This is a genomic window from Pseudomonas sp. No.21, assembly GCF_054558415.1.
Window position 1 is genome coordinate 163,059 of record NZ_BAAJNO010000012.1, and the last position, 26,165, is coordinate 189,223.

Below are 26,165 nucleotides of genomic sequence, written 5' to 3' on the forward strand. Positions count from 1 at the left end.
GGATGTAGGGTGGACCCCGCTTCATCGGTCCACCAGCGGTGTCGTGCCGTGCTCAGCCGGTGGACCTAAAGAGCGACGTCCACCCTACTTAGCGGTTCGGCTTTTTTTGAGGAGCGAATTCATTCGCGATCGGCGGGGCAGGGCGCTTCAGTCATTCCACGCCCGCCCCTGCAGCTCCAGCAGGCTGTGGGCCTGCTCGGGGCCGGTGGAGCCGGCGGGGTAACTGCGTGGGCTCTGGTAGTACTCGTGCCAGCCTTCGAGGATCGGGTCGACCCAGCGCCAGGCGGCTTCCACCTCGTCGCGGCGCATGAACAGCGTCGAGTCGCCCTCGATCACGTCCAGCAGCAGGCGCTCGTAGGCATCCCAGCGCCGCTGGGTGAAGGCCTGGGCGAGGTTGAGGTCCAGCTCCACCGGTTCCAGGCGCATGCCCTTGCCGGGGTTCTTGGCCATCAGTTGCAGGCTGATGCGCTCCTCGGGCTGCAGGCGGATCAGCAGGCGGTTGGCCTCGCCGCCGTTGAACAGGCGGTGCGGCACCGGCTTGAACTGGATGACGATCTCCGAGTACTTGCGCGCCAGGCGCTTGCCGGTGCGCAGGTAGAAGGGCACGCCGGCCCAGCGCCAGTTGTCGATCTCCGCCTGCACGGCGACGAAGGTCTCGGTGTCGCTGTCGTTGTCGACGTTCTTCTCGAAGTAGTAGGCGGGTACTTCCTGGCCGCCGATCTTGCCGGCGGCGTACTGGCCGCGCACGGTCTTGTCCTGCACGTCGAGCCCGGAGATGGGCTTGAGGGCTTCGAGGATCTTCACCTTCTCGTTGCGCACCGCGTCGGCGTCGAAGCGCACCGGCGCCTCCATGGCCACCAGGCAGAGCAGCTGCAGCAGGTGGTTCTGCACCATGTCGCGCATGGCGCCGGCGTGGTCGTAGTAGCTGCCGCGGTTCTCCACGCCCAGGGTCTCGCACACGCTGATCTGCACATGGTCGATGTGCCCGGCGCGCCACACCGGCTCGAACAGGGCGTTGGCGAAGCGCAGGGCCATGAGGTTCTGCACCGTCTCCTTGCCCAGGTAGTGGTCGATGCGGAACACCTGGCGCTCGTCGAACACCGCGCCGATGGCGGCGTTGATCGCCAGGGCCGATTCCAGGGAGTGGCCGATGGGTTTCTCCAGCACGATGCGCGCCTGGGGCCCGGCGAGGCCGGCGATCTGCAGGTGCCGGGCGATGTCCTCGAACAGGCGCGGGGCGATGGCCAGGTAGTAGACGCGGCCGCGATCCTCGCCTGGCCCCAGGTGGCGGGCCAGGCGCCCGAAGTCGGCGCTCTGCGAGACATCCATGACGAAGTAGTCGAGCCGCGCGGCGAACCCCGCCCAGGCCTCGTTGGTGAAATCGGCGCGAGCCACCTGGGCGCGGCAGTGGCGCTCGGCGAGGGCCCGGTACTGCTGGGCATCGAGGGGATTGCGGGCGATGGCGAGGATGCGCAGCTGCGGATGCAGGCGCCCGTCGCGATGCAGGTGGTAGAGCGCCGGAAGCAGTTTGTGCAGGGCGAGGTCGCCGGTACCGCCGAAGACCAACATGTCACAGGGCTGGGTCAAGGGTGCACTCCTGCGTGGTTTACCTGGGCGGAAAAGCGGGTCATGTAGTATAACTACAAGGTCACTACAGCCCGACGGCCGTCGATCATAACCGAGTTGTCCCCACGCGTTGATCGAGCCGTGAAGCGTATCCCCCACTTCGAAGAGCCTGCCCTGTGAATCTGCTGCAACACATCGCCCAGTCGCGCCACCTGCTGCGCAAGTCGGAACTGAAGGTCGCCGACCACGTCCTGCTCGATCCCGCTGCAGTCATGCACAGTTCCATGGCGGACCTCGCGCAGAGCGTCGGCGTCAGCGAACCCACCATCGTGCGTTTCTGCCGCGCCATCGGCTGCGGGGGCTTCCAGGACCTCAAGCTGAAACTGGCGCAGAGCCTGGCTGCCGGCGCCAGCTTCGGCCAGTTCGCGATCCACGAGGACGACTCGGTCGCCGACTTCAGCCTGAAGATCTTCGACACCACCCTGCACACCCTGATGGACGTGCGCGAGAAGCTCGACCCCCAGGCCCTGCAACGTGCCATCGCCGCCTGCGCCCAGGCCCAGCGCGTGGAGTTCTACGGCTTCGGTGCCTCCGGCGCGGTGGCCGCCGATGCCCAGCACAAGTTCTTCCGCCTGCTGCTGACTGCTGCCGCCTATTCCGACCCGCACATGCAGGCGATGTCGGCGGTGACGCTCAAGCCCACCGACGTGGCCATCTGCATCTCCCAGTCGGGCCGCTCCAAGGACCTGCTGATCACCGCCAACCTGGTGCGCGAGGCCGGCGCCACGCTGATCACCCTGTGCCCGAGCCAGACGCCGCTGGCGGACCTGGCCACGGTGAACCTGGCCATCGACGTGCAGGAAGACACCGAGATCTACACCCCGCTGACCTCGCGCATCGCCCACCTGGTGGTGATCGACGTGCTGGCGATGGGCGTGGCCATGGCCCGTGGCCCGAGCCTGGTCAACCACCTCAAGAGCGTGAAGCGCAGCTTGCGCAGCCTGCGCCTGTCGCCCAAGTCGATCAAGGCGATGGAAGACTGATCGACGTCCCCCGCCCCGGGCGCCACGCGCCGTTCAGAGGGTCCTGATCGAGGTGCGGATCGCCCGCGCGCACTCGATCACCGCAGGTGCCAGCTTGCGTTCCGCTTCCTCCAGGCTCCAGCGGCTGGTCGGCGCCACCACGTGCACGGCGGCCACCGGCTGGCCCTGGCTGCCGAGGATGGGCGCGGCGATGGTCATGTCGCCGAGAAACAGCTCCTCGTTGTTGATCGCATAGCCCTTGCGCCGGGTCGCCTCGATCTGCGCGAAGATTTCCTCCGGGCCGGTCAGGGTCTGCTGGGTGTGGCGCTTCAGTTCGCTGGCGGCCAGTGCCGCATGCACCGCTTCATCGTCCAGGGCGCTGAGGTAGGCGCGGCCGGAGCCGGTGCAGTACATGGGGATGCGGCTGCCGATGGGCATGTGGATGGGGATGAACTTGGGCGCCACGAAACGCGCCACGTAGACCATCTCCAGGCCGTCGGGCTCGGTGAGGTTGGTGGTTTCCCCGGTGATCTGCGCCAGTTCGGCGAGGAAGGGGTTGGCCACGTCCACCAGGGTGTCGGCGGCCAGGTAGTTGTAGCCGATCTCCATCACCCGCGGCGTGAGCTGGAAGCGCTTGGTCTGCGGGTGCTTGCGCACGTAGCCGAGCTCTTCGAGGGTGTGGATCATGCGCTGCGCCGAGCTCTTGTTGATGCCCGCCGCCTCGGCCACTTCGGCCAGGTTCATGGTGCGCTGCCGGGCGTTGAAGGCACGCAGCACGGCCAGGCCTTTCTCCAGCGACTGGTTGAACAGTGAATTGTTGTTATCGCTCATGTCGCGTCCTTTCAGCGGGTTTTCTGCTGTTTTGAATATCGATATTCGATATTTATAAATCTCTTTACGATTCTTGTAAATTGTTTATAGTCGATAAAACGCCCCCTGCCGATTCAGAAGGGGCTATCCATAGCGCACAACGACAATAAACAGCGTCCAATGGGAGACTCGCCATGCATCCTCGCCTTCGTGCCCTCACCTGTGCCTGCGTCCTCGTCGCCGGCCTCGCCACGTCCGTCGCCGCCAGCGCCGAGAGCTACCGGGTCGGCGCCACCGCCACCGGCGTGCCTTTCACCTTCCTCGACGTCAAGAGCCAGAGCATCCAGGGGATGATGGTCGACGCCGCCCAGGCCGTGGCCAAGGCCGGCGGCTTCGAGGTGGAGATCCAGCAGACCACCTTCGCCGCGCTGATCCCCTCGCTGACGGCGAACAAGATCGACGTCATCTCCGCCGCCATGCTGCGCACCCCTGCGCGGGAGAAGGTGGTGCAGTACTCCGACCCGGTGTTCAGCTACGGCGAGGGCCTGATCGTCCGCGCCGACGACGCCAGCGCCTATACCCGCATGGAGGACCTCGCGGGCGAGGTGGTGGGCGCCCAGGTCGGCACCGTGTTCATCGACGAGCTGAACAAGCGCGGCATCTTCAAGGAAGTGCGCGGCTACGACTCCATCGCCGACCTGATGCGCGACCTGGCGCTGGGGCGGATCAAGGCCGGCTTCGCCGACCGCCCGATCCTCGCCTACCAGCTGGCCCAGCGCACCCAGGACAAGGTGCGCCTGGTGCAGGGCTACCAGCCGGTGATCATGGGTGATGTCTGCCTGATCGTGCGCAAGGGCGATGCCGCGACCCTGGAGCGGGTCAACATGGGCATCGCCGCGATCAAGGCCGATGGCTCGCTGGACCGCATCATCGCGAAGTGGAAGCTCGACTGACCGCGCTCGCGGCCCGCCGTCGCGGCGGGCCTTTCCCTGAACCCATCCACGGGTAGCCTCCATGTTTCTCCAGAACGCTCTGGACTTCCTCCCCATTCTGCTGAAAGGGGCGGTGGTCACCGTGCAGGTCACGGCCGGGTCCTTCCTGCTCAGTTCCATCATCGGCCTGGTCTTCGCCCTGATGATGGTGTCGAAGGTCCGCGCCATCTCGCTGTTCGCCATCGCTGTGGTCAACGTCATCCGTGGCCTGCCGATCATCGTGCAGCTCTTCTACATCTATTTCGTGCTGCCGGACTTCGGCATCCAGCTCAGCGCCTTCCAGGCCGGCGTCATCGGTCTCGGCATCGCCTACTCGGCCTACCAGGCGGAGAACTTCCGCGCCGGCATCCAGGCCATCCACCAGGGGCAGATCGAGGCGGCCGAATCCCTCGGCATGCGCGGCGCCATGGTGATGCGCCGGGTGGTGCTGCCCCAGGCCTTCCGCATCGCCCTGCCGCCGTACGGCAACACCCTGGTGATGATGCTCAAGGACTCCTCGCTGGTCTCCACCATCACGGTGGCCGAGATGACCCGCGCCGGCCAGCTGATCGCCTCCTCGACCTTCGAGAACATGACCGTCTACACCCTGGTGGCGCTGCTCTACCTGGCGCTGAGCCTGCCGCTGTCCTACGGCCTGCGCCGGCTGGAAGCGCGAATCGGCAAGAGGAGCAAGCCATGATCGAGATCAAGCAGCTGCACAAGAGCTTCGGCAGCCTGGCGGTGCTCGAAGGCATCGACCTGAACATCGAGAGCGGCGAGGTGGTCTGCCTGATCGGCCCCTCGGGCTCCGGCAAGTCCACCCTGCTGCGGTGCATCAACGGCCTGGAGACCCACGACCGGGGCGAGATCCTGGTCAGCGGCCAGCCGGTGGACCGCCATCACGACAGCATCCATGAGATCCGCACCCAGGTGGCCATGGTGTTCCAGCGCTTCAACCTGTTCCCCCACCGCACGGCTGTGGAAAACGTGATGGAGGGGCCGATCTACGTGAAGAAGGAAGACCCCCGCGAAGCCCGGCGCCAGGCCGAGGCGCTGCTGGAGAAGGTCGGCCTCGCCCACCGCATGAACGCCTACCCGGACGAGCTTTCCGGCGGCCAGCAGCAGCGCGTGGCCATCGCCCGCGCCCTGGCGATGAAGCCCAGGGCGATCCTCTTCGACGAGCCCACCTCGGCCCTGGACCCCGAGCTGGTGGGCGAGGTGCTGGCGGTGATGCGGCGCCTCGCCGACGAGGGCATGACCATGATCGTGGTCACCCACGAGATGGGCTTCGCCCGCGATGTGGCGGACAAGGTCTGCTTCCTCCACAGCGGTCGCATCGTCGAACAGGGCCCGGCCCGCGAGGTGCTGAGCACGCCGAGCCACCCGCGCACCCAGGATTTCCTCAAGCGCCTGCTGAACAGCGGCGAGGTGCCGGCATGAACGCGCCCCTGGTGCCCGCGCTGCCGTCCTCGCTCTGGGCGGCCACCGCGAAACCCGCTGTCGCCACCCCGCCCTTGAACGAGAGCACCCAGGCCGACGTCGCCATCGTCGGCGCCGGCTACACCGGGCTGGTCACCGCCCTGCACCTGGCCGAAGCGGGCGTGCGCGTCTGCGTGCTGGATGCCGGCGAGCCGGGCTGGGGCGCTTCCGGGCGCAACGGCGGGCAGGTGATCCCCGGCCTCAAGTTCGACCCCGAGCAACTGATCGCCAAGTTCGGCGCGGCTCGTGGCGAGGCGATGATCCAGGCCGCCGGTGGCGCCGCCGACGAGGTGTTCGCGCTGATCGAACGGCTCGGCATCGACTGCGATGCCACGCGCAAGGGCTGGATCCAGCCCGCCGCCTCGGCCGTGGCCATGCGCGGCCTGGAGCAGCGCGCCGGGCAATGGCGCGCGCGCGGCGTGGAGGTGGAGCTGCTGGACGAGCCGGCCGTGGCGCGGCGCATCGGCAGCGTCAATTACCTCGGTGGCTGGGTCGACCCGCGCGCCGGCAGCGTCCAGCCCCTGAGCTACGCCCGTGGGCTGGCGCGTGCGGCAATCGAGCGGGGCGCGATGATTCATGGCCACAGCCGGGTGACCGGCCTGCGTCGCGAAGAGGGCGGCTGGATGTTATCCACAGCCGCCGGCGCCCAGGTGCGGGCCGAGCGCGTGCTGCTGGCCGGCAACGGCTACACCGACGGCCTCTGGCCCGGCCTGCGCCAGACGCTGATCGCCGCCAACAGCTTCATCGTCGCCACCCAGCCGTTGCCGGCGCACCTGCGCCACAGCGTACTGCCGGGTGGCGAAGTCTGTTCGGATGCGCGGCGCCTGTTGCTGTACTTCAAGCAGGACGCCCAGGGGCGCCTGTTGCTGGGTGGGCGCGGTCCCTTCCCCGAGCCGCGCCAGGCCAGCGACTGGGCGCATCTGGAACGCTCGCTCACCGGGCTGTTCCCGCAGCTCGCCGGGGTGCCCATCGAATACCGCTGGAGCGGGCGCGTGGCGCTGACCCAGGACTTCCTGCCCCATGTCCACGAACCGGCGCCGGGGCTGTCGATGCTGCTGGGCTACAACGGTCGCGGCATCGCCCTGGCCACCTGCCTGGGGCGGCACATGGCGGCGCGCCTGGCGGGGCAGGGCGGGGATTTCCCCTTCCCGATCACGCCGCTGCGGCGCATTCCCCTGCACGGCCTGCAGCGCCTCTACCTGGGCGCGGGGATCGCCTGGTACCGCCTGCTCGACGCCCTGCTCTGACCGGCCGGTGGCTGTCGCAGGACGGTCATCGGAGCTTCACGACCCTGCCGTCAAAGCGTCATGCCGCTGGCCGATGCTGGTGCTCCCCGCACTTCGTCCTGGGAGACCTGACATGCCTCGACACCATGCACAGCGTTTTGACGAGCCGGCCATCGACAGCAAGACCCGGCGCAAGCTCGAAGACCAGCGCCGGATGCAGTTCCGCCGCGCCATCGAGGAGCGCGCCGAACAGCGCCGTCTGCTGGCGGACCTGGATGACTATCCCGACCTGATCGCGATCAACTACCTGTTGTCGTCAACGGCAGAGCGCCGTCGAACCGCTGGGAAAGCGTGCTGATCTGGGCGCGTTCTTCGCGGATAAAGGCCATCAACGCCTGGGCGACCGGTGACAGCCGCTTGCCCTTGGCGTGGACCACGCACCAGCTGCGGTAGAGCGGCAGCTCCTCCACGGGCAGCTCGCGCAATACGCCGGTGGCCAGTTCCAGGCTGACCGCGTGGCGGGGCAGCAGGCCCAGGCCGAGCCCGGCCACCACGCATTCGCGCAGGGCATCCAGGGAGGCGACTTCCTGGGTCTGGGCGAAATGCGCGCGCTTCTGCTGGAAGTATTCCTCGCAGGCCTTGCGGGTGCCCGAGCCGGCTTCGCGGATCAGCAGCGGGAAGGGCTCCAGGTCCTTCAGCGTCAGGCTGCGCGCGTGGCACAGCGGGTGGTCCGGCGGCGCCACGGCGATGATCGGGTTGTTGAGGAACGGCAGGAACTCCAGGGCCATGTCCTGGGGCACCAGGGACATGATCACCAGGTCGTCGCGATTGTCCGCCAGGCGCTTGATCACCTGGGCGCGGTTGACCACGGTCAGGTGCAGGCTGACGTCCGGGTGGTGCTGCTTGAAGGCGGCGAACAGGTGAGGCACGAAATACTTGGCGCTGGATTCCACCGCCAGGTTGAGCTGGCCCTGCAGCGAGCCCTGCAGATCCGAGAGCTGCATGTCGAGGCTGGCCAGGCGCTGGAAGATGTCGCTGCTGGCCACGTACAGCGCCTCGGCGGCATCGGTCTGGTAGAGCTTCTTGCCGACGTATTCGAACAGCGGCTGGCCCACCAGCTCCTCGAGCTGGCGGATCTGCAGGCTGACGGCCGGCTGGGTCAGCGCCATCTCTTCCGCCGCTCGGCTGTACGAGCGGCTCTCGAACACGGCACGGAACACCTGGAGCTGGCGCAGCGTCATGCGCAGCAGGGTCTTGCGCATAGGTGGAAGCCTCGGAAAAGGGGATCGCGGCGCCGACTATAAGGCTTTCCTAATGGATACCCCAATAATTATTGATTTGGGTTATCCCAGGGCTGGGCGTAGGTTAATCACGCACCGCTACAGCACCGGCGGTCACTCGCCGAACGGCCCGCCGTTCGCCTGCCCACTTGGTCGAGGGAACGCTCGTGATCAAGAAAATCCTCATCGCCAACCGGGGTGAGATCGCCGTCCGAATCGTGCGCGCCTGCGCCGAGATGGGCATCCGCTCGGTGGCCGTCTACTCCGAGGCCGACCGCCACGCCCTGCACGTCAAGCGTGCCGACGAGGCCCACAGCATCGGCGAGGACCCGCTGGCCGGCTACCTCAACCCGCGCAAGCTGGTGAACCTGGCCGTGGAGACCGGTTGCGACGCGCTGCACCCCGGCTACGGCTTCCTCTCCGAGAACGCCGAACTGGCAGAGATCTGCGCCGAGCGCGGCATCCGCTTCATCGGCCCGTCGGCGGAAGTGATCCGCCGCATGGGCGACAAGACCGAAGCCCGCCGCAGCATGATCAAGGCCGGCGTACCGGTCACCCCGGGCACCGAAGGCAACGTGGCGGACCTCGAGGAGGCCCTGCGCGAAGGCGAGCGCATCGGCTACCCGGTGATGCTCAAGGCCACCTCCGGCGGTGGCGGTCGCGGCATCCGCCGCTGCAACAGCCGCGAGGAGCTGGAGCAGGCCTACCCGCGCGTGATCTCCGAGGCGACCAAGGCCTTCGGCTCGGCGGAGGTGTTCCTGGAGAAGTGCATCGTCAACCCGAAGCACATCGAGGCCCAGGTGCTGGCCGACAGCTTCGGCAACACCGTGCACCTGTTCGAGCGCGACTGCTCGATCCAGCGCCGCAACCAGAAGCTCATCGAGATCGCCCCCAGCCCGCAGCTCACCCCCGAGCAGCGCGCCTACATCGGCGACCTCTCCGTGCGCGCCGCCAAGGCGGTGGGCTACGAGAACGCCGGCACCGTGGAGTTCCTGCTCGCCGAGGGCGAGGTGTACTTCATGGAGATGAACACCCGGGTGCAGGTGGAGCACACCATCACCGAGGAAATCACCGGCATCGACATCGTCCGCGAGCAGATCCGCATCGCCTCCGGCCTGCCGCTCTCGGTCAAGCAGGACGACATCATCCACCGCGGTTTCGCCCTGCAGTTCCGCATCAACGCCGAGGACCCGAAGAACAACTTCCTGCCCTCCTTCGGCAAGATCACCCGCTACTACGCCCCCGGCGGCCCCGGCGTGCGCACCGACACGGCGATCTACACCGGCTACACCATCCCGCCCTACTACGACTCGATGTGCCTGAAGCTGATCGTCTGGGCGCTGACCTGGGAAGAAGCCCTCGACCGTGGCCTGCGAGCGCTCGACGACATGCGCGTGCAGGGGGTCAAGACCACCGCCGCCTACTACCAGGAGATCCTCCGCGATCCCGAGTTCCGCAGCGGCCAGTTCAACACCAGCTTCGTCGAGAGCCACCCGGAGCTGACCCAGTATTCGATCAAGCGCAACCCGTCGCACCTGGCCATCGCCATCGCGACCGCCATTGCCGCCCACGCGGGCCTGTAAGGGAAGGATGCAGAACATGAGCAAGACCCCGGAAGCCAAGAAGATCACCGTCACCGACACCATCCTGCGTGACGCGCACCAGTCCCTGCTGGCCACCCGCATGCGCCTGGAAGACATGCTCCCCATCTGCGACAAGCTCGACCAGGTCGGCTACTGGTCGCTGGAAGTCTGGGGCGGCGCCACCTTCGACGCCTGCGTGCGCTTCCTCAAGGAAGACCCGTGGGAGCGCCTGCGCAAGCTCAAGGCCGCGCTGCCCAACACCCGCCTGCAGATGCTCCTGCGCGGGCAGAACCTGCTGGGCTACCGCCACTACAGCGACGACGTGGTCAGGGCCTTCGTGGCCAAGGCGGCGGTCAACGGCATCGACGTGTTCCGCATCTTCGACGCGATGAACGACGTGCGTAACCTGCGCGTCTCCATCGAGGCGGTGAAGGCCGCCGGCAAGCACGCCCAGGGCACCATCGCCTACACCACCAGCCCGGTGCACACCGAGGCCGCCTTCGTCGCCCAGGCCAAGGCCATGCAGGCGATGGGCGTGGACTCCATCGCCATCAAGGACATGGCCGGCCTGCTCACCCCCTTCGCCACCGGTGACCTGGTCAAGGCCCTGAAGGAGAGCGTCGACCTGCCGGTGTTCATCCACTCCCACGACACCGCCGGCGTCGCCAGCATGTGCCAGCTCAAGGCCATCGAGAACGGCGCCGACCACATCGACACCGCTATCTCCAGCATGGCCTGGGGCACCAGCCACCCGGGCACCGAGTCCATGGTCGCTGCCCTGCGCAACACCCCCTACGACACCGGCCTGGACCTCGCGCTGATCCAGGAGATCGGCATGTACTTCCACGCCGTGCGCAAGAAGTACCACCAGTTCGAGAGCGAATTCACCGGCGTCGACACCCGCGTGCAGGTCAACCAGGTGCCGGGCGGGATGATCTCCAACCTCGCCAACCAGCTGAAGGAACAGGGCGCCCTGAACCGCATCAACGAGGTCTTCGAGGAGATCCCCAAGGTGCGCAAGGACCTCGGCTACCCGCCCCTGGTGACCCCGACCTCGCAGATCGTCGGCACCCAGGCGGTGTTCAACGTGCTGGCCGGCGAGCGCTACAAGACCATCACCAACGAGGTGAAGCTCTACCTCCAGGGCCGCTACGGCAAGGCGCCGGGCGAGATCGACGAACAACTGCGCCGCCAGGCCATCGGCAACGAGGAAGTCATCGACGTGCGCCCGGCCGACCTGCTCAAGCCCGAGCTGGACAAGCTGCGCAAGGAGATCGGTGCCCTGGCCAAGAGCGAGGAGGACGTCCTCACCTTCGCCATGTTCCCCGACATCGGGCGCAAGTTCCTCGAAGAGCGTGAAGCCGGCACCCTCAAGCCCGAGGAACTGCTGCCCATCCCCAACGGCCAGGGTTCGGCCCCGGTCGGCGGCGAGGGCGTGCCCACCGAGTTCGTGGTCGACGTGCACGGCGAGAGCTACCGCGTGGACATCACCGGGGTCGGCGTGAAGAGCGACGGCAAGCGCCACTTCTACCTGTCCATCGACGGCATGCCCGAAGAAGTGGTGTTCGAGCCGCTCAACGACTTCGTCGCCGGCAGCAGCAGCAAGCGCAAGCACGCCAGTGCGCCGGGCGATGTCAGCACCACCATGCCGGGCAACATCGTCGACGTGCTGGTCAAGGAAGGCGACAGCGTCAAGGCCGGCCAGGCCGTGCTGATCACCGAAGCCATGAAGATGGAAACCGAGGTGCAGGCGCCCATCGCCGGCACCGTCAAGGCGATCCACATCGCCAAGGGCGACCGGGTCAACCCGGGCGAGGTCCTGATCGAGATCGAGTGATCCCGAACCAGAAGTCCCCTGGGGAGCCCTCGGGCTCCCCTTTTTTGTCTTTGCCCGGGCCGTAATATTTTCAATGGCCGCCATGCAGATAGCCGTCTGGCCGGGCCCTGGCCGCCGACGTCATGCTGGGCGCCCATCAGGTTCAACCCAGGAGGATCACCGATGAAGACCGTTGCCCAGATGCTCCACGCCAAGCCGCTGCAGCAGGTGCACACCGTCGGCGCCGAAGTGCCGATGCTCGACGCCCTGCGCCTCTTGGCCGAACACAATATCGGCGCCTTGCCGGTGGTCGAGGATGGCCGCCTGGTGGGCATCGTCAGCGAGCGTGACTACGCCCGCCGTGGCGTATTGCAAGGGCGCTCGTCGGTGGTCACGCCGGTGCGCGAATTCATGACCGAGGCGGTGCTCACGGTGAACGGCCGGCAGAGCATCCGCGAATGCATGGCACTGATGACCGACCGCCACCTGCGCCACCTGCCCGTGGTGGAGGACGGCCAACTGGTCGGCCTGCTGTCCATCGGCGACCTCGTCAAGGAAGCCATCGCCGAGCAGGACGCGCTGATCCAGCACCTGGAGCAGTACATCCGGGGTGAGGTGACCTGAGCCGTGTCGCCGGAACGTTAATGGTCACGCCCCGTCTTCACGGTGACGCGGCACGTCCTGCATTTCGGGTGCCTTGGACCCCAGGGCGGCGAGGCGTTTCCCTGCCTGGACGCGTACGAAGGTCCTGACGACTTCGTGGAAGATATCGGCCTCGTCCATATCCGGATCGGCCATTTCCAATGCCTGCTGGTAGAGCGTGTCGTCGAGGGTGACGGTGATCCGCATGTCTCGGTCTCCCATCCGTGTGTAGGGTGGATGACGCCTTTTTCATCCACCGGCGGTGTCGCCTGGAGCTCCGCAACGGTGGACCGGTGAAGCGGGGTCCACCCTACGCACGCCGGTTAGGTCGTGCGGGCGGTGGTTGGGGCCGCGGCGCGGCCCCTGGCGACTGGAGTCGCCCCTGCAGGTCCGTCACTCCACCCGTTCGCCGCACAAATCCAGGGCGAACCAGCGCTCGACGTCGGTAGGGGCGAGGCCGGCGCCGATCAGGGCGAACAGCTTGGCCAGGGCGGCTTCGCGGGTCATGCCCCCGGCCGAGACCAGGCCGCTGGCCGCCAGTTGGCTGCCGGCGGCGTAGACGCCGAACTCGACGTGCCCGGCCGGGCACTGGCTGATCGCCGCCAGTACCACGCCGCGCTGGTGCGCGGCCTTGAGGACGGCCAGCAGCTCGGTGTTGTCCGACGGGCCGGTGCCGCTGCCAAAGCACTCCAGCAACAACCCCTGCACGCCGCAGTCCAGCAGCGCCTGCACGTGGCTCGCCTGCAGGCCGGGGAACAGCGGCAGCACCGCCAGGTTCACCGGTACGCGGCGGGTGTTGAAGCCGAGCAGGGCGGGCAGGGCGTCGGCGCGCTCGCCGCTGCGCTGGCGCGGCAACACGGTGAAGGCATCGAAGGCATCGCTGCGCAGCTTGCTCACCCGCGCGCCATGCATCAGCTCGCCATTGAAATACAGGTGCACGCCCGGTTCGACGCCCGCCTGCAGCGCGGCCAGGGCGCCGCACAGGTTGGGCCAGGCGTCGCTGCCTTCGGCGCCGGCCGGGAGCATGGCGCCGGTGAGCACCACCGGTACGCCCAGGCCCAGCAGCAGGAAGCTCAGGGCGGCGGCGCTGTAGGCCAGGGTGTCGGTGCCATGCAGCAGCAGCACGGCGTCATGGCCGCCTTCGACCACCGCCTCGACTATGCGGTCGCGCATCGCCAGCCACTGGGCCTGGGTCATGTTGGCGCTGTCGAGCAGCGGCAGCATCTCCTGGAAGGCGAACTGCGGCGCCGGCGCACCGCTGCTGGCCAGGTGCTCGCGCATGCGTGCCTCGAACCCGCCGGCGGGCGCCAGGCCCTCGGCCGTCTGCAGCATGCCGATGGTGCCGCCGGTATAGAGGACGAAGAGGTTGTTGACTGCGCTCATGCCGTGCCCTGCTCACTCGGGAATAAAACGGTGGGCCAGCATAACGCTGAATCAGGCTGCCATCGCGAGCCGATCCCACCAGAAAAACCTTTGCCTGATACGAAGATGCCGCTTCCCCGCAGGGCGGAGAAGCGGCATCCGGTGCAGCGCGAAAGAGCGCTTAGCGGTGGCTTTCCGCCAGGCCGGCGGGGGCCTGCTGCGGCGCACTCTCGGACGCCTTGGCGACCGGCCAGGCGGCAGGGTCCAGGTCCAGGTCGGCGAACTTGCTGGTGTCGAACACCGGGGTGTCGATGCCGGCCTTGACCTGGGCGTCGTAGTCACGCATCAGGCGCATGCCGACCTTGAACAGCAGGGTGATGGCCACCAGGTTGACCACCGCCAGCAGGCCCATGGTGACGTCGGCGAAGCCGAACACGGTGGACAGGTCCTGCATGGAACCCCACAGCACCAGGGCCATGACCAGCGCGCGGTAGACGATCAGCAGGGCGCGCTTGGAGCTGAAGAAGCTCAGGGCGTTCTCACCCAGGTAGTAGTTGTAGACCAGGGTGGTGAAGACGAAGAGCAGCAGCGCCATGCTCACGAAGATGCGGCCCCACTCGCCCACTTCGGCCGCCAGGGCCGCCTGGGTGAGGACCACGCCGGCCATTTCGCTGCCCGGCTGGTAGACGCCGGAGAGCAGGATGATCAGCGCGGTGCTGGTGCAGATCAGCAGGGTGTCGATGAACACGCTGAGGGACTGCACGATGCCCTGCGCGGCGGGGTGCTTGACCTCGGCGACGGCCGCCACGTTGGGCGCGCTGCCCAGGCCGGCTTCGTTGGAGAACAGGCCGCGCTTGACGCCCATGATGATGGCCGCACCGACGCCACCGGCGAAGGCCGGCTCCAGGCCGAAGGCGCTCTTGACGATCAGGGCCAGGGTGGCGGGAACCTCGGACAGGTTCATGCCGATGATCACCAGGGCCATGAGGATGTAGCCGCCGGCCATCACCGGAACCATCACGTCGGCCATGCTGGCGATGCGCTTGATACCGCCGAAGACGATCATCCCGATCACGCCGACCAGGGCGATGCCGCTGATCCAGGTGGGCAGGCCGAAGGTGTCGTGCAGCGAAGTGGCCACGGTGAAGGACTGCACGGCGTTGAAGCCGAAGCCGAAGGTCACCAGCAGCAGGAACGAGAAGATCACCGCCAGCCAGCGCTGGCCGAGGCCGTGCAGGATGTAGAAGGCCGGGCCGCCACGGTAGGTGCCGTCCGCTTCGCGGCGCTTGTACAGCTGCGCGAGGGAGCACTCGAAGTAGCTGGTCGCCATGCCCAGCAGGGCCACCACCCACATCCAGAAGACCGCGCCGGGGCCGCCGAGCATGATGGCCACGGCCACGCCGGCGATGTTGCCGGCGCCGACACGACCGGCTACGGAAAGCATCAGGGCCTGGAACGAACTGAGCTGGCCTTCCTTGCGCTGCAGCGCCTGGCCGAAGATGCGGAACATGTCGCCGAAGTAGCGCAGCTGGACGAAGCGGGAGGCGAGGGTGAAGAAGAGTCCGAGGCCCACGAGGACCACGATCAGCAGCTTGCCCCAGAGGAAGTCATTGAGCAGATCGAGCATGGCGTTTCACCTGATCCAGTTTGTTGTTGTTCGGAGCGGCAGTGGATACGAACGTCACTGCGCCTGGAGGGTGGGCATGTTTGAGGAAGCACCCCGCCCGGGGCAATTTCGCAGCTTGTAACCACTTGTTGCGAGTTGACGCTATAATCGCGCCGCTCGCGTCAACTGGAGGGCCGGGAATTGTCGAACAATCTAGGTGCCAACCTCAAGTTGCTGTGCAGCCATTACCGCTCTATCTCCGAGGTTTGCCGCAAGCTTTCGATCAATCGGGCGCAGTTCAACAAGTACCTCAACGGCCAGAGCGTACCCACGGCTTACAACCTCAAGCGCATCGGCGATTTCTTCGGCGTCGAGGACTATGAACTCGGTATGCCGCCCGAGCCGTTCGCTCGCCTGATCGGCGCGCGCCGTCCCCACGACAGCAGTGTGCCCAGCGACGACCCGTTGTTGCAGCTGCTGCGGCCGCTGCGCGAGGAGTCCGGCAACCTGTCGCGCTACTGCGGCTACTACTTCGAATACTCCAACTGCATGTCGGTGCCCGGCACCATCCTGCTGTCGCTGGTGCATCTCTGGGAGGAGCGCGGCACCTTCCTCTTCGAGCGCCAGGAACGCCAGGAGCGCTCCAGCAGCACCGACGTGCAGGCCGAGGACTGGGTGCGTTGCCGCTACCTGGGCGCCGCCTTCCAGCTGCAGGACCGGGTGTTCCTGATGGACTACGAGTCGCTCACCGTCAACGAGATGAGCCAGACCATCCTCATCCCCAGCTTCAAGAGCCGCATCACCCGCCTCAACGGCCTGAAGACCGGCGTCTCCAGCGGCGACCGGCGCAACCCCGCCTGCACCCGCGTGGTGTGGGAATACCTGGGCCCGGAGATCAACCGGGTCAGCGCCTACCGCCAGGTGATGCTGTACCGCCCCGACGACCCGCGCATCGACGCCGACATCCGCCAGCGCCTGGATGTCGCGCCGTTGAAGAACGGGCTGTTCGAGATCGAGTGAGCGCAAGACCGCGGCACCGATGGACCGTCCATTTTCCGATCAAGGACCGAACCTCATGATTTCGCCTTCCCCCTCTGCCGCGCGCGGCGCCCTGCTGGCCTTCCTCCTGCTGGGGCTGACCGGCTGCGGCAGCCTCACCGGCAAGGGCTACCTCTTCACCCGCGACAGCCAGCCCCTGCAACTGAGCGAGGACGCGCAACTGCGCCAGGGCCACATCGAACTGGAGTTCCACCCCGACCCGATGTGGTCCGCCGACCTGCGGTTGCACAACGAACGCAGCGACTTCAGCGTCAGCGTGCCGTCGAGCGCCTATCAGGGCCGGTCCTTCTTCCTCGCCAGCCGGGAGAGCGGCCTGCGCTACGACATCCAGGCGCGCTGGCGCGAGTCGAAGGAGGACAAGGTGGAGCGCGACAGCAGCGAGAACTGCGTCGCTCCGGGCTTCTGCAGCAAGACGGTGCGCCGCCTCAAATGCGCCGGCAAGACCTACCGCAGCGGCACCGATCGCTATGAGAAGCACCTGGGTGACGAAGGCTGCCAGGAGGTGCTGGTGACCGAGAACGGCAACTTCCCCGACTGCCCGGGCACGCGCTCCGTGCGCAACCGCTATCAGATCTACCGACTGCTGGTGAGCCTGGAGTTCACCGAGCCGGCCAACAAGCGCCAGCCGCTGGCCGAGTTCGACGGCGAAAGCCAGCGCAAGGAACGCCTGCTGGAGACCGTGGCCCAGGGCGCCTGCCGCACCTATTGAAGAAAGCGCTTCGCGGGTTGTAGGGGCTCGAGCCGCATTCCGAGGCACGCCGCACCCGGCGACCGTAGGGTGGACCCCGCTTCACCGGTCCACCGTCGCGGTACTTCAGGATGCCTCCCTGCTCGGCCAGTGCGCAGTGCCCCCTGTGGGAGCGGCTTCAGCCGCGAAGAATCTGCCACCCGAACAGCGTGGCAGGTGGCGATTGACTCCATTGCGAATGAATTCGCCCCCACGGGATTAGCAGTGGTGCTGGGTTGGGCTCCGCTCGGTGGATAAAAGAGCGTTATCCACCCTACCCAGCGGGATGCTCCTCGGTTCGGGCGACGCTCGAGGCCACCTGTGGAAGCGGCTTCGCCTTCAGAACCCCATCTGCCACTGGGCGACGATGGCGTGGTTCTGCGCGTTGCCGCCCAGCTCGCCGCTGTAGCCCAGGCCCACGCTCTGGGTGCTGCTCAGGCCGATGTCGAAGCCGGCATCGAGCAGCAGGCTGTTGCGGTCCAGGGCGCTGCCCTCGACGCTGAAGGCGCTGCCGCCGCTGAGGAAGGACTGGCGGGTGCTGCTGTCGACGTTGCCGTACACATGGCGCCAGGCCACCGACAGGCGTGGGGTGAAGGCCATGCCGTTGTCCAGGGTGTCGAGGCGGGCGATGCGCACGCCGAAGGTGCTGGTGAGGTTGCCCTGGTCCTGGTCGTCCACGTGCAGGGCCGCGGCGCCGCCCTTCTCGTCGTAGCTGTCGCGGGCGTAGTACTGGTAGCCGATGCCGGCGAAGGGTTCGGCCTGCACATTGCCGCTGCCCATGGCGTAACCCACCTCGGTGAAGGCCTGGACGCTTTCGGCGTCGTAGTGGCCGCGCAGGTGGTCGGTGAAGCCGCCGAAGGCCACCTCGCGTTTGCTGTCGCCGTCGTGACGGCTGTAGGCGGCGCCCAGGCGCAGGGCCACCGGGCCGTCCTGGCGCAGGCCGTAGACGCCCAGGTGCAGGCTGTCGACGTCGCCTTCGAAGCCGCTGCCGGCCTCCAGGTCGGTACGCGAGTAGCCGCCCAGCACGCCCAGGCGCCAATCGCCGCCCATGGCCCAGTCGGCGCCGACCACGGCGCCACGGGTGTCGCTGTCCAGGTCGTGGCCGCCCTGGCTGCCGTCGAGGTTGCCGTGGCTGCCCAGGGCCTGGACCCAGAGGCGGCCGCGAGCGGACGGGTCGTTGAGGTTGCGGGCATCCGCCGGCACGCCGGTGGCGGCCAGCAGCGGGCCGTCTGCGACGTTCAGCGAACTCTGCAGGTTGCCGCCGAGGCCGCCGCTGAAGGATTGCAGGGCGCCGAGCATGGCGCCGCTGACCTGGCTGGTGCTGCCCAGGGTGCTGCCGGCGAGGCTGGCGTTGTTCGGTGCAGCCAGCTGGTTGAGCGCGTCGCGGGCTTCGCCGGCGCTGCTGGTGACCAGGGCGTTGTACAGCTGCGGGTTGCCCTGGGCGCTGATGCTGCCGGCGGCATTGGCACCGTTGCCGTTGCCGGCCATGTCGGCGAAGGCGACGTCGTTGCGGGTCAGGTCCAGCTCCACGCCGTCGGCTTCGTAGCGCAGGGTCGGGGTGAGGAAGGCGAAGTTGCTGGTGACGCCGGCGAAGCGGCCACTGACGCCGTCGGCGGCCTGGATCACCTGGTAGTGGCGGGTGTTCGGGTAGGTGCCGGCGCTGGCGCGCACCTCCAGGCGGGCGCCGTCGAGGGCCACGTGCCCGTCGGCCAGCAACGGGCTGTGGCTGCCGTCGGCTGCGACGGCGAAGGCCAGGGTGGAGCCGGCGGCCAGGTCGAGGTTATCCACATGGCCGCCGCCGGCGTAGGTGGCGCCCGAGGCGACGCTCAGGGTGCCGCCGATGCGGCCGAGGTTGACCAACTCGGCGCCGGCGAGCACCTCGCCGCCTTCGCTGAAGTCTTGCGTATCCAGGGTCCAGCGGCCGGCGCTGACCTTCAGCCATTCGAAGTGGGCGCTGTTGCCGAAGCTGCCGCCGTCGACGTCGTCCAGGGTCAGCACGTCGCGACCGGCGCCGCCGTCCACCAGGCCGACGAACTGGCTGCCGCTGCGCAGGGTCAGGCTGTCGGCGCCGCCGCCCAGGTCCAGGGCCACGCCGCCGGTGCTGCTGATCAGGCCGCCGTTGATCACGGTGTCGTTCCTGTCGCCGATGATGCGCACGGCATCGCCGCCCAGGCCGAGGATCTGTCCGAAGTTCTCCAGGTAGGTGGCATAGGGCGCGCCGCCTGTGGCGCTGTCGTCGATGAGGATGGCGTTGGCCGCGCCGCTGATGGTGGCGCCAGCGCGGTTATAAATGGTGCCGCCGCCCATGGCGATGCCTTCGCTGGTGTTGGCTGCGCCGTCCTTGAAGCCGCCGGCGCCGGTGCCTTCGATGATGCCGTGGTTGTCGATCCAGCCTTCGCCGTCGATGTCCACGCCATCGCCGTCACCGTCGGGCACCAGGCCGCTGTAGGCGCCGGTGATGCGCCCGTAGTTGGTGACGCGACCATTGCCGTCGGAGCCGAAGCCCGAGCCGTTGCGGCCGATGACCACGCCGCCCGCGTAGTTGATCAGCTCGGCGCCGACATCGGTGGTGATGCCGTGGCGCCCGCCGGAGAGGGTGCCGTGGTTCTCAACCTTGCCGCCGGTGGAGGCGTCGAAGTCGATGCCGTCGAACTTGGCGTCGGCGTTGGTCATGTCACCGCTGCTGATCTCGCCATAGTTGGTGATGGTGGCGTTGTTGCCGACGCGCATGGCGTCTTCGCGCACGCCGCGGATCAGGCCGGTGGCGCGGTTGGTGATGTCGATCTGCACATTGGTCTTGAGGTCCTTGAGCATGATCGCGCGGTCGGTCTGGGAAATGAGGGTGCCGGCGTTATCGATGGTCACGTGGGTACCGGCCAGGTCGCCGCTGATGCGGATGCCCTGCTTGGAGGCGTCGATGGTGGCGCCTTCGCGGTTGATGATCTGGTAGGTGCGCGAGGGGTTGCTGCCCGAGCTGTCGAGGCCGCGATCGCCCGTGGACTTGATCAGGCCGCTGTTGTCGACGACCACGCCGGCGCCACTGGTGGCGTTCTTCAGCTCCACGCTCTTGCCGCTGGTGGTGATGCTGCCGCTGCTGCCCACCTGCAGGGTGGTTTCCCCGGTGAGCACCTGGCCGGTGGTGGTGGCGGTGTCCACGTTGACGGTGGCGGCACCGGCGAAGGAGGAGAAACCGGTCAGGGCGAGGGCGACGCAGCGGGCGAGCGGAGACAGCGTGCGGTTCATGGCGGCAACCTTGTTCGTGATCTTGTTGGTTGGCCGCTGTTTATAAGGAAGAAGTCTTACGGTTTCGTAACAGAAGGGTTACGGGAATAAGGGAGCTTTTTCTTGATGGGCTCCCGTTTACGTGGGGGCTGATTCGAATGGGCTGGGCGGCGAAGCGAAACCCTTGTGCATCAGGTGCGCAGGTTTTCGTGTTCGTAGGATGGGTAGAGCGAAGCGAAACCCATGCGGGTATGGGGTACTCCGCAATGATGGGTTTCGTACCTCTACCCATCCTACGAGGCGTGGCCCGCCGTTAGGATTTTCTGAAGTCCTCCAGGCGGCGCTTCTGCCGGCCGTCGGCATCGAAGTTATCCACAGCCAGCCAGGCCTCGAAGGCATCGCGTATCGCCGGCCATTCCTTGTCGATGATGGAGAACCAGGCGGTGTCGCGGTTGCGGCCCTTGATCACCATGTGCTGGCGGAACAGCCCCTCGTAGGTGAAGCCCAGGCGCTCGGCGGCGCGCATGGAGCGGGCGTTGAGGGCGTTGCACTTCCATTCCAGGCGGCGGTAGCCGAGCTCGCCCATGGCCAGGCGTGCCAGCAGCCAGACCGCCTCGGTGGAGGCGGGCGAGCGCTGCATGGGGGCACCGAAGGCGATGTGGCCGATCTCGATGCAGCCGTCGTTGGGGGCGATGCGCAGGTAGCTGAGCAGGCCCACGGCGCGGCCGCTGGTGCGGTCGATGACGGTGAAGAACAGCGGGTCGGCGCTGGCCTGGTTGCCCGCCAGCCAGGCGTCGAAGGCCGCGCGCTCGGGGAAGGGGCCGTAGGGCAGGTAGCTCCACAGCGCCGGGTCGTGGCCGGGCCCTTGCAGGGCCTGCCAGAGGTCGTCGCCGTGACGCGCGGGTTCCAGTGGCTCCAGGCCTACGTAAAGGCCCTCGAGCGGGGCGCGGGCCGGGGCGGGTACGGGGTGCCAGTCGAGTTGCGCTTCCTGGGTCATGGGAGGGGCCTCAGAGGATCTTGCGGTATTGGAGGAAGCCGGAACGGTCGGCGATGCGGTCGTACAGCTGCATGGCGTCGGTGTTGGTCTCGTGGGTCAGCCAGTGCACACGCGAGGCGCCGGCGGCACGGGCCTGGGCGTAGACGTGCTCGATCAGCGCGCGGCCGATGCCGGCGCCGCGCAGGCCTTCCTGCACGTAGAGGTCCTGCAGGTAGCAGTAGTCGCCCACCGTCCAGCAGGAGCGGTGGTAGATGAAGTGCACCAGGCCCACGGCGCGGTCGCCCTGCCAGGCCAGGGCGGCGTGCATGGGTTCGGTGCCATCGAGGAAGCGCCGCCAGGTCTGCCCGGTGGTGTCGGCGGCGATCTCGGTCTTGTAGAAACGCTGGTAGCCCTGCCACAGCGGCAGCCAGGCTGCATGGTCGGCGACGCTGGCCGGGCGGATTTCGAGGGACATGCTGCTTCCTTGTCGTGGTGGGTCAGAGTGAGGGGGCCATGCGCCGGGCCAGCTCGCGATCACGCTCGTCGGCGCTGCCGGCCAGGCCTTCGCGCACGCCGGCCTGGTCGGCCTGGCTGCGGTTCTGGCCGAGCTTCCATTTGCCTTCGATACGGCGGATGGGCAGGGCGAAGCCGACGATGGCGCGCAGCATGGCGTCGATGTAGTCGCGGGGTGCGTCGCCGAGCGCCCAGGGCTGCGGGCGCCCGGCCTCGTGCTGGTCGCTGAGGCGGCTGACCAGGTGCAGCAGGCGCTCGGCGTCGTCGAACACCTCGGCCTGGCCGTAGGCGTGCACGGCGATGTAGTTCCAGGTCGGCACCACCTTGCCGTGCTCGGCCTTGGCGGCGTACCAGGCGGGGCTGACGTAGGCGTCCGGGCCGTTGAACACCACCAGCGCCTCGGCGCCGTCGGCCAGCGCGCGCCACTGCGGGTTGGCCCGGGCGATGTGACCATGGAGGGTGCCGTACTCGCCGTCGCCGGTTTCCAGCAGCAGCGGCAGGTGGCTGGCCACCAGCCCGTCGGCACCCTGGCACACCAGGGTGGCCAGGCGGCTCTGGCGCATCTGCAGGTGCAGTTCGGCGAGGTCTTCCCGGCGGAAGGAGGCGGGCAGGTACATGGCGAATCTCCTGGCGTGATGGACGCATCCTAGGCAGGATATTGGCCCGTTGTAAGATCCATTTCCTGCCACTTCCATAGGTCCAATCCATGCCGATTGCCGTGCCGCTCCCCGTCGATCTTTCCGGCATCCGCCTCGATGCGCGCCAGGGCCTGGCCCGCCAGCTCTACGAGGGGCTGCGCGAACGCATCCTCGATGGGCGCCTGCAAAGCGGCACGCGGCTGCCGGCGAGCCGGGACCTGGCGGCCTTGCTGGGCATCTCGCGCAACACCGTGACCCGCGCCTTCGACCAGCTCTACGCCGAGGGCTACGTGGAGGGCCGCATCGGTGATGGCACCTACGTGGCGGAGTTATCCGCAGCCCCGCGCGCTGCGCCGCCCCTGCCGGTGCGGGCGGCTGCCAGCGGGGCGTTGTCACGCCTGGACACGCATCACCTGAAGCCCCCGCTGAGCGGGCCGCCACGGGCCTTCCGCGTCGGCGTGCCGGCCTTCGACCTGTTCCCCTTCCAGACCTGGGCGCGGCTCTCGGCACGCTTCTGGCGCAAGCCCTCGCCCGCGCGCCTGGGCTATGGCGACCCCGCCGGTGACTGGCAGCTGCGCGAGCTGATCGCCGCCTACCTGCGCAACAGCCGTGGGCTGCATTGCGACCCGGCGCAGGTGATCGTCACCTGTGGCGCCCAGCAGGCCATCAGCCTCTGCGCGCAGCTGCTGGTGGAGCCGGGGGACCGGGTGGCCATCGAGAACCCCGGCTACCGCGCCGCCGGCCATGCCTTCGCGGTGGCCGGCGCGCAGCTCGCCGGCATCCCGGTGGACGCCGAAGGGCTGGATACCGCCGCCCTGGAGCGGGCCGGGGATTGCCGCCTCGCCTACGTCACGCCGTCCCACCAGTACCCCACCGGGGTGACCCTGTCCCTGGCGCGGCGCCTGGAGCTGCTGGACTGGGCCGAGCGCCACGATGGCTGGATAGTCGAGGACGACTACGACGGCGAGTACCGCTACAGCGGCACGCCCCTGGCCCCCCTGGCGGCGCTGGACCGGCAGGGCCGGGTGCTCTATGTCGGCACCTTCTGCAAGATCGCCTTCCCGGCCTTGCGCCTGGGCTACCTGGTGCTGCCGCCGGCCCTGGTGGAGCCCTTCGCCCGGCGCCGCGCGCTGGACATGCGCCACTCGGAGATCGGCACCCAGGCGGTGATGGCCGAGTTCATCGCCGCGGGGCACTTCCAGCGTCACATCCGCCGCATGCGTGCCGCCGCCCTCAGCCGCCGCGACGCGCTGCTGGCCGGCTGGCCTGTGGATATCCCCGGTTGCGCGCCGATGCCGGCGGTGGACGCCGGGCTGCACCTGTGTGTGCGGGTCGGCAGCCTGGCCCGCGAGCATGAGCTGATCGCGGCGGCCGACGAGGCCGGGGTCGAACTCACCGGGCTCAGCAGCTACTGGCTGCCGGGGGACGAGCCGCCTGTGGATAACCGCGCGGGACTGGTGCTGGGCTTCGCCGCCGTGCCCGAGGCGGAGATCGCCAAGGCGCTGGCGGCGTTGCGCAAGGCGTGGAGGCTGTAACCGGCAGGTGTGGGGGGCACTTGTGGGAGCGGCTTCAGCCGCGAAAAGGCTTGCAGCCCGCTGGATAGCCCCAGGTGGCTGCGGCTTCGTCGCGAATGAATTCGCTCCCATGGGGTGGGCAGTGGTGCTGGGATCGGCCCCGCTCGGTGGATAAAAAGAGCGTTATCCACCCTACGCAGCGGGATGGTCCGTGGGTGCGCGATGCGGCCGGTGGGTAGGGTGGACCGCGCTTCATCGGTCCACCGTTCGGGGTTGGGGTCGGCTCCGATTCCGGCCCTCGCTGCGCTTGTCGTGGGAGTGGCTTCAGCCGCGAAAAGGCGTGCAGCCGGCTGGATAGCCCCAGGTGGCTGCGGCTCCATCGCGAATGAATTCGCTCCCATGGGGTGGGCAGTGGTGCTGGGATCGGCCCCGCTCGGTGGATAAAAAGAGCGTTATCCACCCTACATCCGGAGAGGAGGGGTGCCGGTAGACGGCTTGTGGATAACTGCTTTTTCCACAGGCAAAAAAAAGGATGGCGGGCGCCATCCTTGAAGGATGAAGGGGCTGGGCCCCTCCTGGTGAGTCGGGTGTCGCGTCAGGCCTTCAGGGGCACCAGGCGCGGGGCGATCATGTTTTCCGGGCGGAGGATGTCGGCGAGCATGGACTCGTCCAGCAGCTTCTCCTCGCGGACCAGTTCCAGCACGCCGCGGCCGCTGACCAGCGCTTCCTTGGCGATGCGGGTGGAGTTCTCGTAGCCGATGTAGGGGTTCAGCGCGGTGATCAGGCCGATGGAGTTCTCCATCAGCGCGCGGCAGTGGGCTTCGTTGGCGGTGATGCCGACGATGCAGTGCTCGCGCAGCATGTCCATGGCGCGTTGCAGCAGGCGGATCGAGTCGAAGATCTTGTAGGCGATCAGCGGCTCCATCACGTTCAGCTGCAGCTGGCCGCCCTCGGCCGCCAGGGTCAGGGCGAGGTCGTTGCCGATCACTTCGAAGGCGACCTGGTTGACCGCCTCCGGAATCACCGGGTTGACCTTGCCGGGCATGATCGAGCTGCCCGGCTGACGGGCCGGCAGGTTGATCTCGTTGATGCCGGTGCGCGGGCCGCTGGAGAGCAGGCGCAGGTCGTTGCAGATCTTCGACAGCTTGACCGCGGTGCGCTTGAGCATGCCGGAGAAGAGCACGAAGGCACCCATGTCCGAGGTGGCCTCGATCAGGTCGGCGGCGGGTTTCAGCGGCTGGCCGCTGATGGCGGCGAGGCGCTCGACGGCCAGGTGCTGGTAGCCCGGGTCGGCGTTGATGCCGGTGCCGATGGCGGTGCCGCCCAGGTTCACTTCGGTGAGCAGTTCCGGCGCCAGGCTGCGCAGGCGGCCGAGGTCTTCGCCCAGGGTGGTGGCGAAGGCGTGGAATTCCTGGCCCAGGGTCATGGGCACGGCGTCCTGCAGCTGGGTACGGCCCATCTTGAGGATGTGCGAGAACTCGACGCCCTTGGCGGCGATGGCCTGGATCAGGCTGTCGAGGCTGGCCAGCAGCGCGTCGTGGCCGAGCAGCAGGCCCAGGCGGATGGCGGTCGGGTAGGCGTCGTTGGTGGACTGCGCCATGTTCACGTCGTTGTTCGGGTGCAGGTACTTGTACTCGCCCTTCTGCTTGCCCATCGCCTCGAGGCCGATGTTGGCGATGACCTCGTTGGCGTTCATGTTGGTGGAGGTGCCGGCACCGCCCTGGATCATGTCCACCACGAACTGGTCGTGGAAGTCGCCACGGATCAGGCGGGCGCAGGCCTCGCTGATGGCGGCGTGCTTATCGGCATCGAGGTGGCCGAGCTGCTTGTTGGCATCGGCGGCGGCCTGCTTGACCATCGCCAGGGCGATCACCAGCTTCGGGTAGTGCGACAGGGGCACACCGGAGAGACGGAAGTTCTGCACGGCGCGCAGGGTCTGGATGCCGTAGTAGGCATCGGCGGGGACTTCGAGGGTGCCGAGCAGGTCTTTTTCGACGCGGAAGGATGCAGCGGAGGACATGATGTAATACATCTCGGGAAGGACACGGCCAGTGCCGCGATGCCCAATAGACTAAGCCTCCAGCCGTTCGTCGACCAATGCTGTTATCCGCTGGGTCATGCATAAACGGCATAATGCGGCCGTGACCCGCTTC

The 26,165-nt window shown here is 67.7% G+C and carries 23 protein-coding genes; 12 read left to right on the forward strand and 11 right to left on the reverse strand.

Features of this window, described 5'->3' with window-relative positions; translation table 11 throughout:
- Positions 1 to 147: 147 nt before the first annotated feature.
- A complete protein-coding gene (zwf, locus tag ACYJSS_RS24165; protein ID WP_218281303.1) occupies positions 148 to 1,569 on the reverse strand; it encodes a glucose-6-phosphate dehydrogenase in 1,422 nt (473 codons plus the stop codon).
- A gap of 173 nt (positions 1,570 to 1,742) precedes the next feature.
- On the opposite strand from zwf, the gene hexR reads away from it, so the two are divergent.
- Positions 1,743 to 2,609, forward strand: coding sequence for a transcriptional regulator HexR (hexR, locus tag ACYJSS_RS24170; RefSeq protein WP_111259177.1), 867 nt, complete (start codon positions 1,743 to 1,745; stop codon positions 2,607 to 2,609).
- A gap of 33 nt (positions 2,610 to 2,642) precedes the next feature.
- Here the strand turns inward: hexR and ACYJSS_RS24175 are convergent, their stop codons facing one another.
- Positions 2,643 to 3,419 carry an IclR family transcriptional regulator gene (locus tag ACYJSS_RS24175; RefSeq protein ID WP_111259176.1) on the reverse strand — a complete coding sequence of 259 codons (777 nt, stop codon included), beginning with the start codon at positions 3,417 to 3,419 and terminating at the stop codon, positions 2,643 to 2,645.
- A 173-nt stretch (positions 3,420 to 3,592) separates the two neighbouring features.
- Here ACYJSS_RS24175 and ACYJSS_RS24180 point away from each other — a divergent pair, with 173 nt between their 5' ends.
- The 5 genes from ACYJSS_RS24180 to ACYJSS_RS24200 all read left to right on the forward strand — a co-directional run bounded on the left by ACYJSS_RS24180 (position 3,593) and on the right by ACYJSS_RS24200 (position 7,432).
- Positions 3,593 to 4,351, forward strand: coding sequence for an ABC transporter substrate-binding protein (locus ACYJSS_RS24180; RefSeq protein ID WP_236205116.1), 759 nt, complete (start codon positions 3,593 to 3,595; stop codon positions 4,349 to 4,351).
- A 61-nt stretch (positions 4,352 to 4,412) separates the two neighbouring features.
- Positions 4,413 to 5,069 (forward strand): amino acid ABC transporter permease, encoded by a 657-nt coding sequence (locus tag ACYJSS_RS24185; protein WP_111259174.1) that lies wholly within the window; start codon positions 4,413 to 4,415, stop codon positions 5,067 to 5,069.
- A complete protein-coding gene (locus ACYJSS_RS24190; RefSeq protein WP_236205117.1) occupies positions 5,066 to 5,809 on the forward strand; it encodes an amino acid ABC transporter ATP-binding protein in 744 nt (247 codons plus the stop codon). Before ACYJSS_RS24185 ends, ACYJSS_RS24190 begins: the two co-directional genes overlap by 4 nt.
- Positions 5,806 to 7,095, forward strand: a complete 1,290-nt coding sequence (locus ACYJSS_RS24195) for an NAD(P)/FAD-dependent oxidoreductase (RefSeq protein ID WP_111259172.1) — start codon at positions 5,806 to 5,808, stop codon at positions 7,093 to 7,095. The genes ACYJSS_RS24190 and ACYJSS_RS24195 overlap by 4 nt, the downstream gene beginning before the upstream one ends.
- A gap of 112 nt (positions 7,096 to 7,207) precedes the next feature.
- On the forward strand, positions 7,208 to 7,432 hold the full coding sequence (locus ACYJSS_RS24200) for a PA3496 family putative envelope integrity protein (RefSeq protein ID WP_111259171.1): 225 nt from the start codon (positions 7,208 to 7,210) through the stop codon (positions 7,430 to 7,432).
- Here the strand turns inward: ACYJSS_RS24200 and ACYJSS_RS24205 are convergent.
- Positions 7,374 to 8,321 (reverse strand): LysR family transcriptional regulator, encoded by a 948-nt coding sequence (locus ACYJSS_RS24205; protein WP_111259375.1) that lies wholly within the window; start codon positions 8,319 to 8,321, stop codon positions 7,374 to 7,376. The two genes, ACYJSS_RS24200 and ACYJSS_RS24205, sit on opposite strands and share 59 nt — an antisense overlap.
- Positions 8,322 to 8,521: 200 nt before the next feature.
- Between ACYJSS_RS24205 and ACYJSS_RS24210 the strand changes: the two genes are divergently transcribed.
- The 3 genes from ACYJSS_RS24210 (at position 8,522) to ACYJSS_RS24220 (ending at position 12,377) form a co-directional block, all read left to right on the forward strand.
- The gene (locus tag ACYJSS_RS24210; protein ID WP_111259170.1) at positions 8,522 to 9,937 is read left to right on the forward strand and encodes an acetyl-CoA carboxylase biotin carboxylase subunit; all 1,416 of its coding nucleotides are present in this window, start codon (positions 8,522 to 8,524) and stop codon (positions 9,935 to 9,937) included.
- A gap of 16 nt (positions 9,938 to 9,953) precedes the next feature.
- Positions 9,954 to 11,774 carry a sodium-extruding oxaloacetate decarboxylase subunit alpha gene (gene oadA / locus ACYJSS_RS24215; RefSeq protein ID WP_236205118.1) on the forward strand — a complete coding sequence of 607 codons (1,821 nt, stop codon included), beginning with the start codon at positions 9,954 to 9,956 and terminating at the stop codon, positions 11,772 to 11,774.
- Positions 11,775 to 11,936: 162 nt separating this feature from the next.
- Positions 11,937 to 12,377, forward strand: coding sequence for a CBS domain-containing protein (locus ACYJSS_RS24220; RefSeq protein ID WP_111259168.1), 441 nt, complete (start codon positions 11,937 to 11,939; stop codon positions 12,375 to 12,377).
- A 24-nt stretch (positions 12,378 to 12,401) separates the two neighbouring features.
- Here ACYJSS_RS24220 and ACYJSS_RS24225 read toward each other — a convergent pair whose 3' ends face one another.
- The 3 genes from ACYJSS_RS24225 to ACYJSS_RS24235 all read right to left on the reverse strand — a co-directional run bounded on the left by ACYJSS_RS24225 (position 12,402) and on the right by ACYJSS_RS24235 (position 15,384).
- On the reverse strand, positions 12,402 to 12,602 hold the full coding sequence (locus ACYJSS_RS24225; protein ID WP_236205119.1) for a type II toxin-antitoxin system VapB family antitoxin: 201 nt from the start codon (positions 12,600 to 12,602) through the stop codon (positions 12,402 to 12,404).
- Between the two features lie 186 nt (positions 12,603 to 12,788).
- A complete protein-coding gene (locus ACYJSS_RS24230) occupies positions 12,789 to 13,778 on the reverse strand; it encodes an asparaginase (protein ID WP_236205120.1) in 990 nt (329 codons plus the stop codon).
- Positions 13,779 to 13,938: 160 nt separating this feature from the next.
- Complete coding sequence (locus tag ACYJSS_RS24235) at positions 13,939 to 15,384, reverse strand: alanine/glycine:cation symporter family protein (protein WP_236205121.1); 1,446 nt, start codon at positions 15,382 to 15,384, stop codon at positions 13,939 to 13,941.
- Positions 15,385 to 15,564: 180 nt separating this feature from the next.
- Here ACYJSS_RS24235 and ACYJSS_RS24240 point away from each other — a divergent pair, with 180 nt between their 5' ends.
- Positions 15,565 to 16,383: a helix-turn-helix domain-containing protein gene (locus tag ACYJSS_RS24240; protein ID WP_111259165.1), complete on the forward strand. Its 819-nt coding sequence runs from the start codon at positions 15,565 to 15,567 to the stop codon at positions 16,381 to 16,383.
- A 55-nt stretch (positions 16,384 to 16,438) separates the two neighbouring features.
- Positions 16,439 to 17,131 carry a hypothetical protein gene (locus tag ACYJSS_RS24245; RefSeq protein WP_236205122.1) on the forward strand — a complete coding sequence of 231 codons (693 nt, stop codon included), beginning with the start codon at positions 16,439 to 16,441 and terminating at the stop codon, positions 17,129 to 17,131.
- A 357-nt stretch (positions 17,132 to 17,488) separates the two neighbouring features.
- Here the strand turns inward: ACYJSS_RS24245 and ACYJSS_RS24250 are convergent, their stop codons facing one another.
- From ACYJSS_RS24250 to ACYJSS_RS24265, 4 genes are all read right to left on the reverse strand, one after another.
- Entirely contained in the window at positions 17,489 to 20,392 is a 2,904-nt protein-coding gene (locus ACYJSS_RS24250) for an autotransporter family protein (protein WP_236205123.1), read from the reverse strand.
- 292 nt (positions 20,393 to 20,684) lie between these two features.
- The gene (locus ACYJSS_RS24255; RefSeq protein ID WP_236205124.1) at positions 20,685 to 21,368 is read right to left on the reverse strand and encodes a GNAT family N-acetyltransferase; all 684 of its coding nucleotides are present in this window, start codon (positions 21,366 to 21,368) and stop codon (positions 20,685 to 20,687) included.
- A 10-nt stretch (positions 21,369 to 21,378) separates the two neighbouring features.
- Positions 21,379 to 21,822, reverse strand: a complete 444-nt coding sequence (locus ACYJSS_RS24260) for a GNAT family N-acetyltransferase (RefSeq protein WP_236205125.1) — start codon at positions 21,820 to 21,822, stop codon at positions 21,379 to 21,381.
- A 22-nt stretch (positions 21,823 to 21,844) separates the two neighbouring features.
- Positions 21,845 to 22,477, reverse strand: a complete 633-nt coding sequence (locus tag ACYJSS_RS24265; RefSeq protein WP_236205126.1) for an FMN-binding negative transcriptional regulator — start codon at positions 22,475 to 22,477, stop codon at positions 21,845 to 21,847.
- 89 nt (positions 22,478 to 22,566) lie between these two features.
- Between ACYJSS_RS24265 and pdxR the strand changes: the two genes are divergently transcribed.
- Positions 22,567 to 24,033 carry a MocR-like pyridoxine biosynthesis transcription factor PdxR gene (gene pdxR / locus ACYJSS_RS24270; protein WP_111259159.1) on the forward strand — a complete coding sequence of 489 codons (1,467 nt, stop codon included), beginning with the start codon at positions 22,567 to 22,569 and terminating at the stop codon, positions 24,031 to 24,033.
- A gap of 574 nt (positions 24,034 to 24,607) precedes the next feature.
- Here pdxR and ACYJSS_RS24275 read toward each other — a convergent pair.
- On the reverse strand, positions 24,608 to 26,032 hold the full coding sequence (locus ACYJSS_RS24275; RefSeq protein ID WP_111263336.1) for an aspartate ammonia-lyase: 1,425 nt from the start codon (positions 26,030 to 26,032) through the stop codon (positions 24,608 to 24,610).
- Positions 26,033 to 26,165 lie beyond the last annotated feature (133 nt).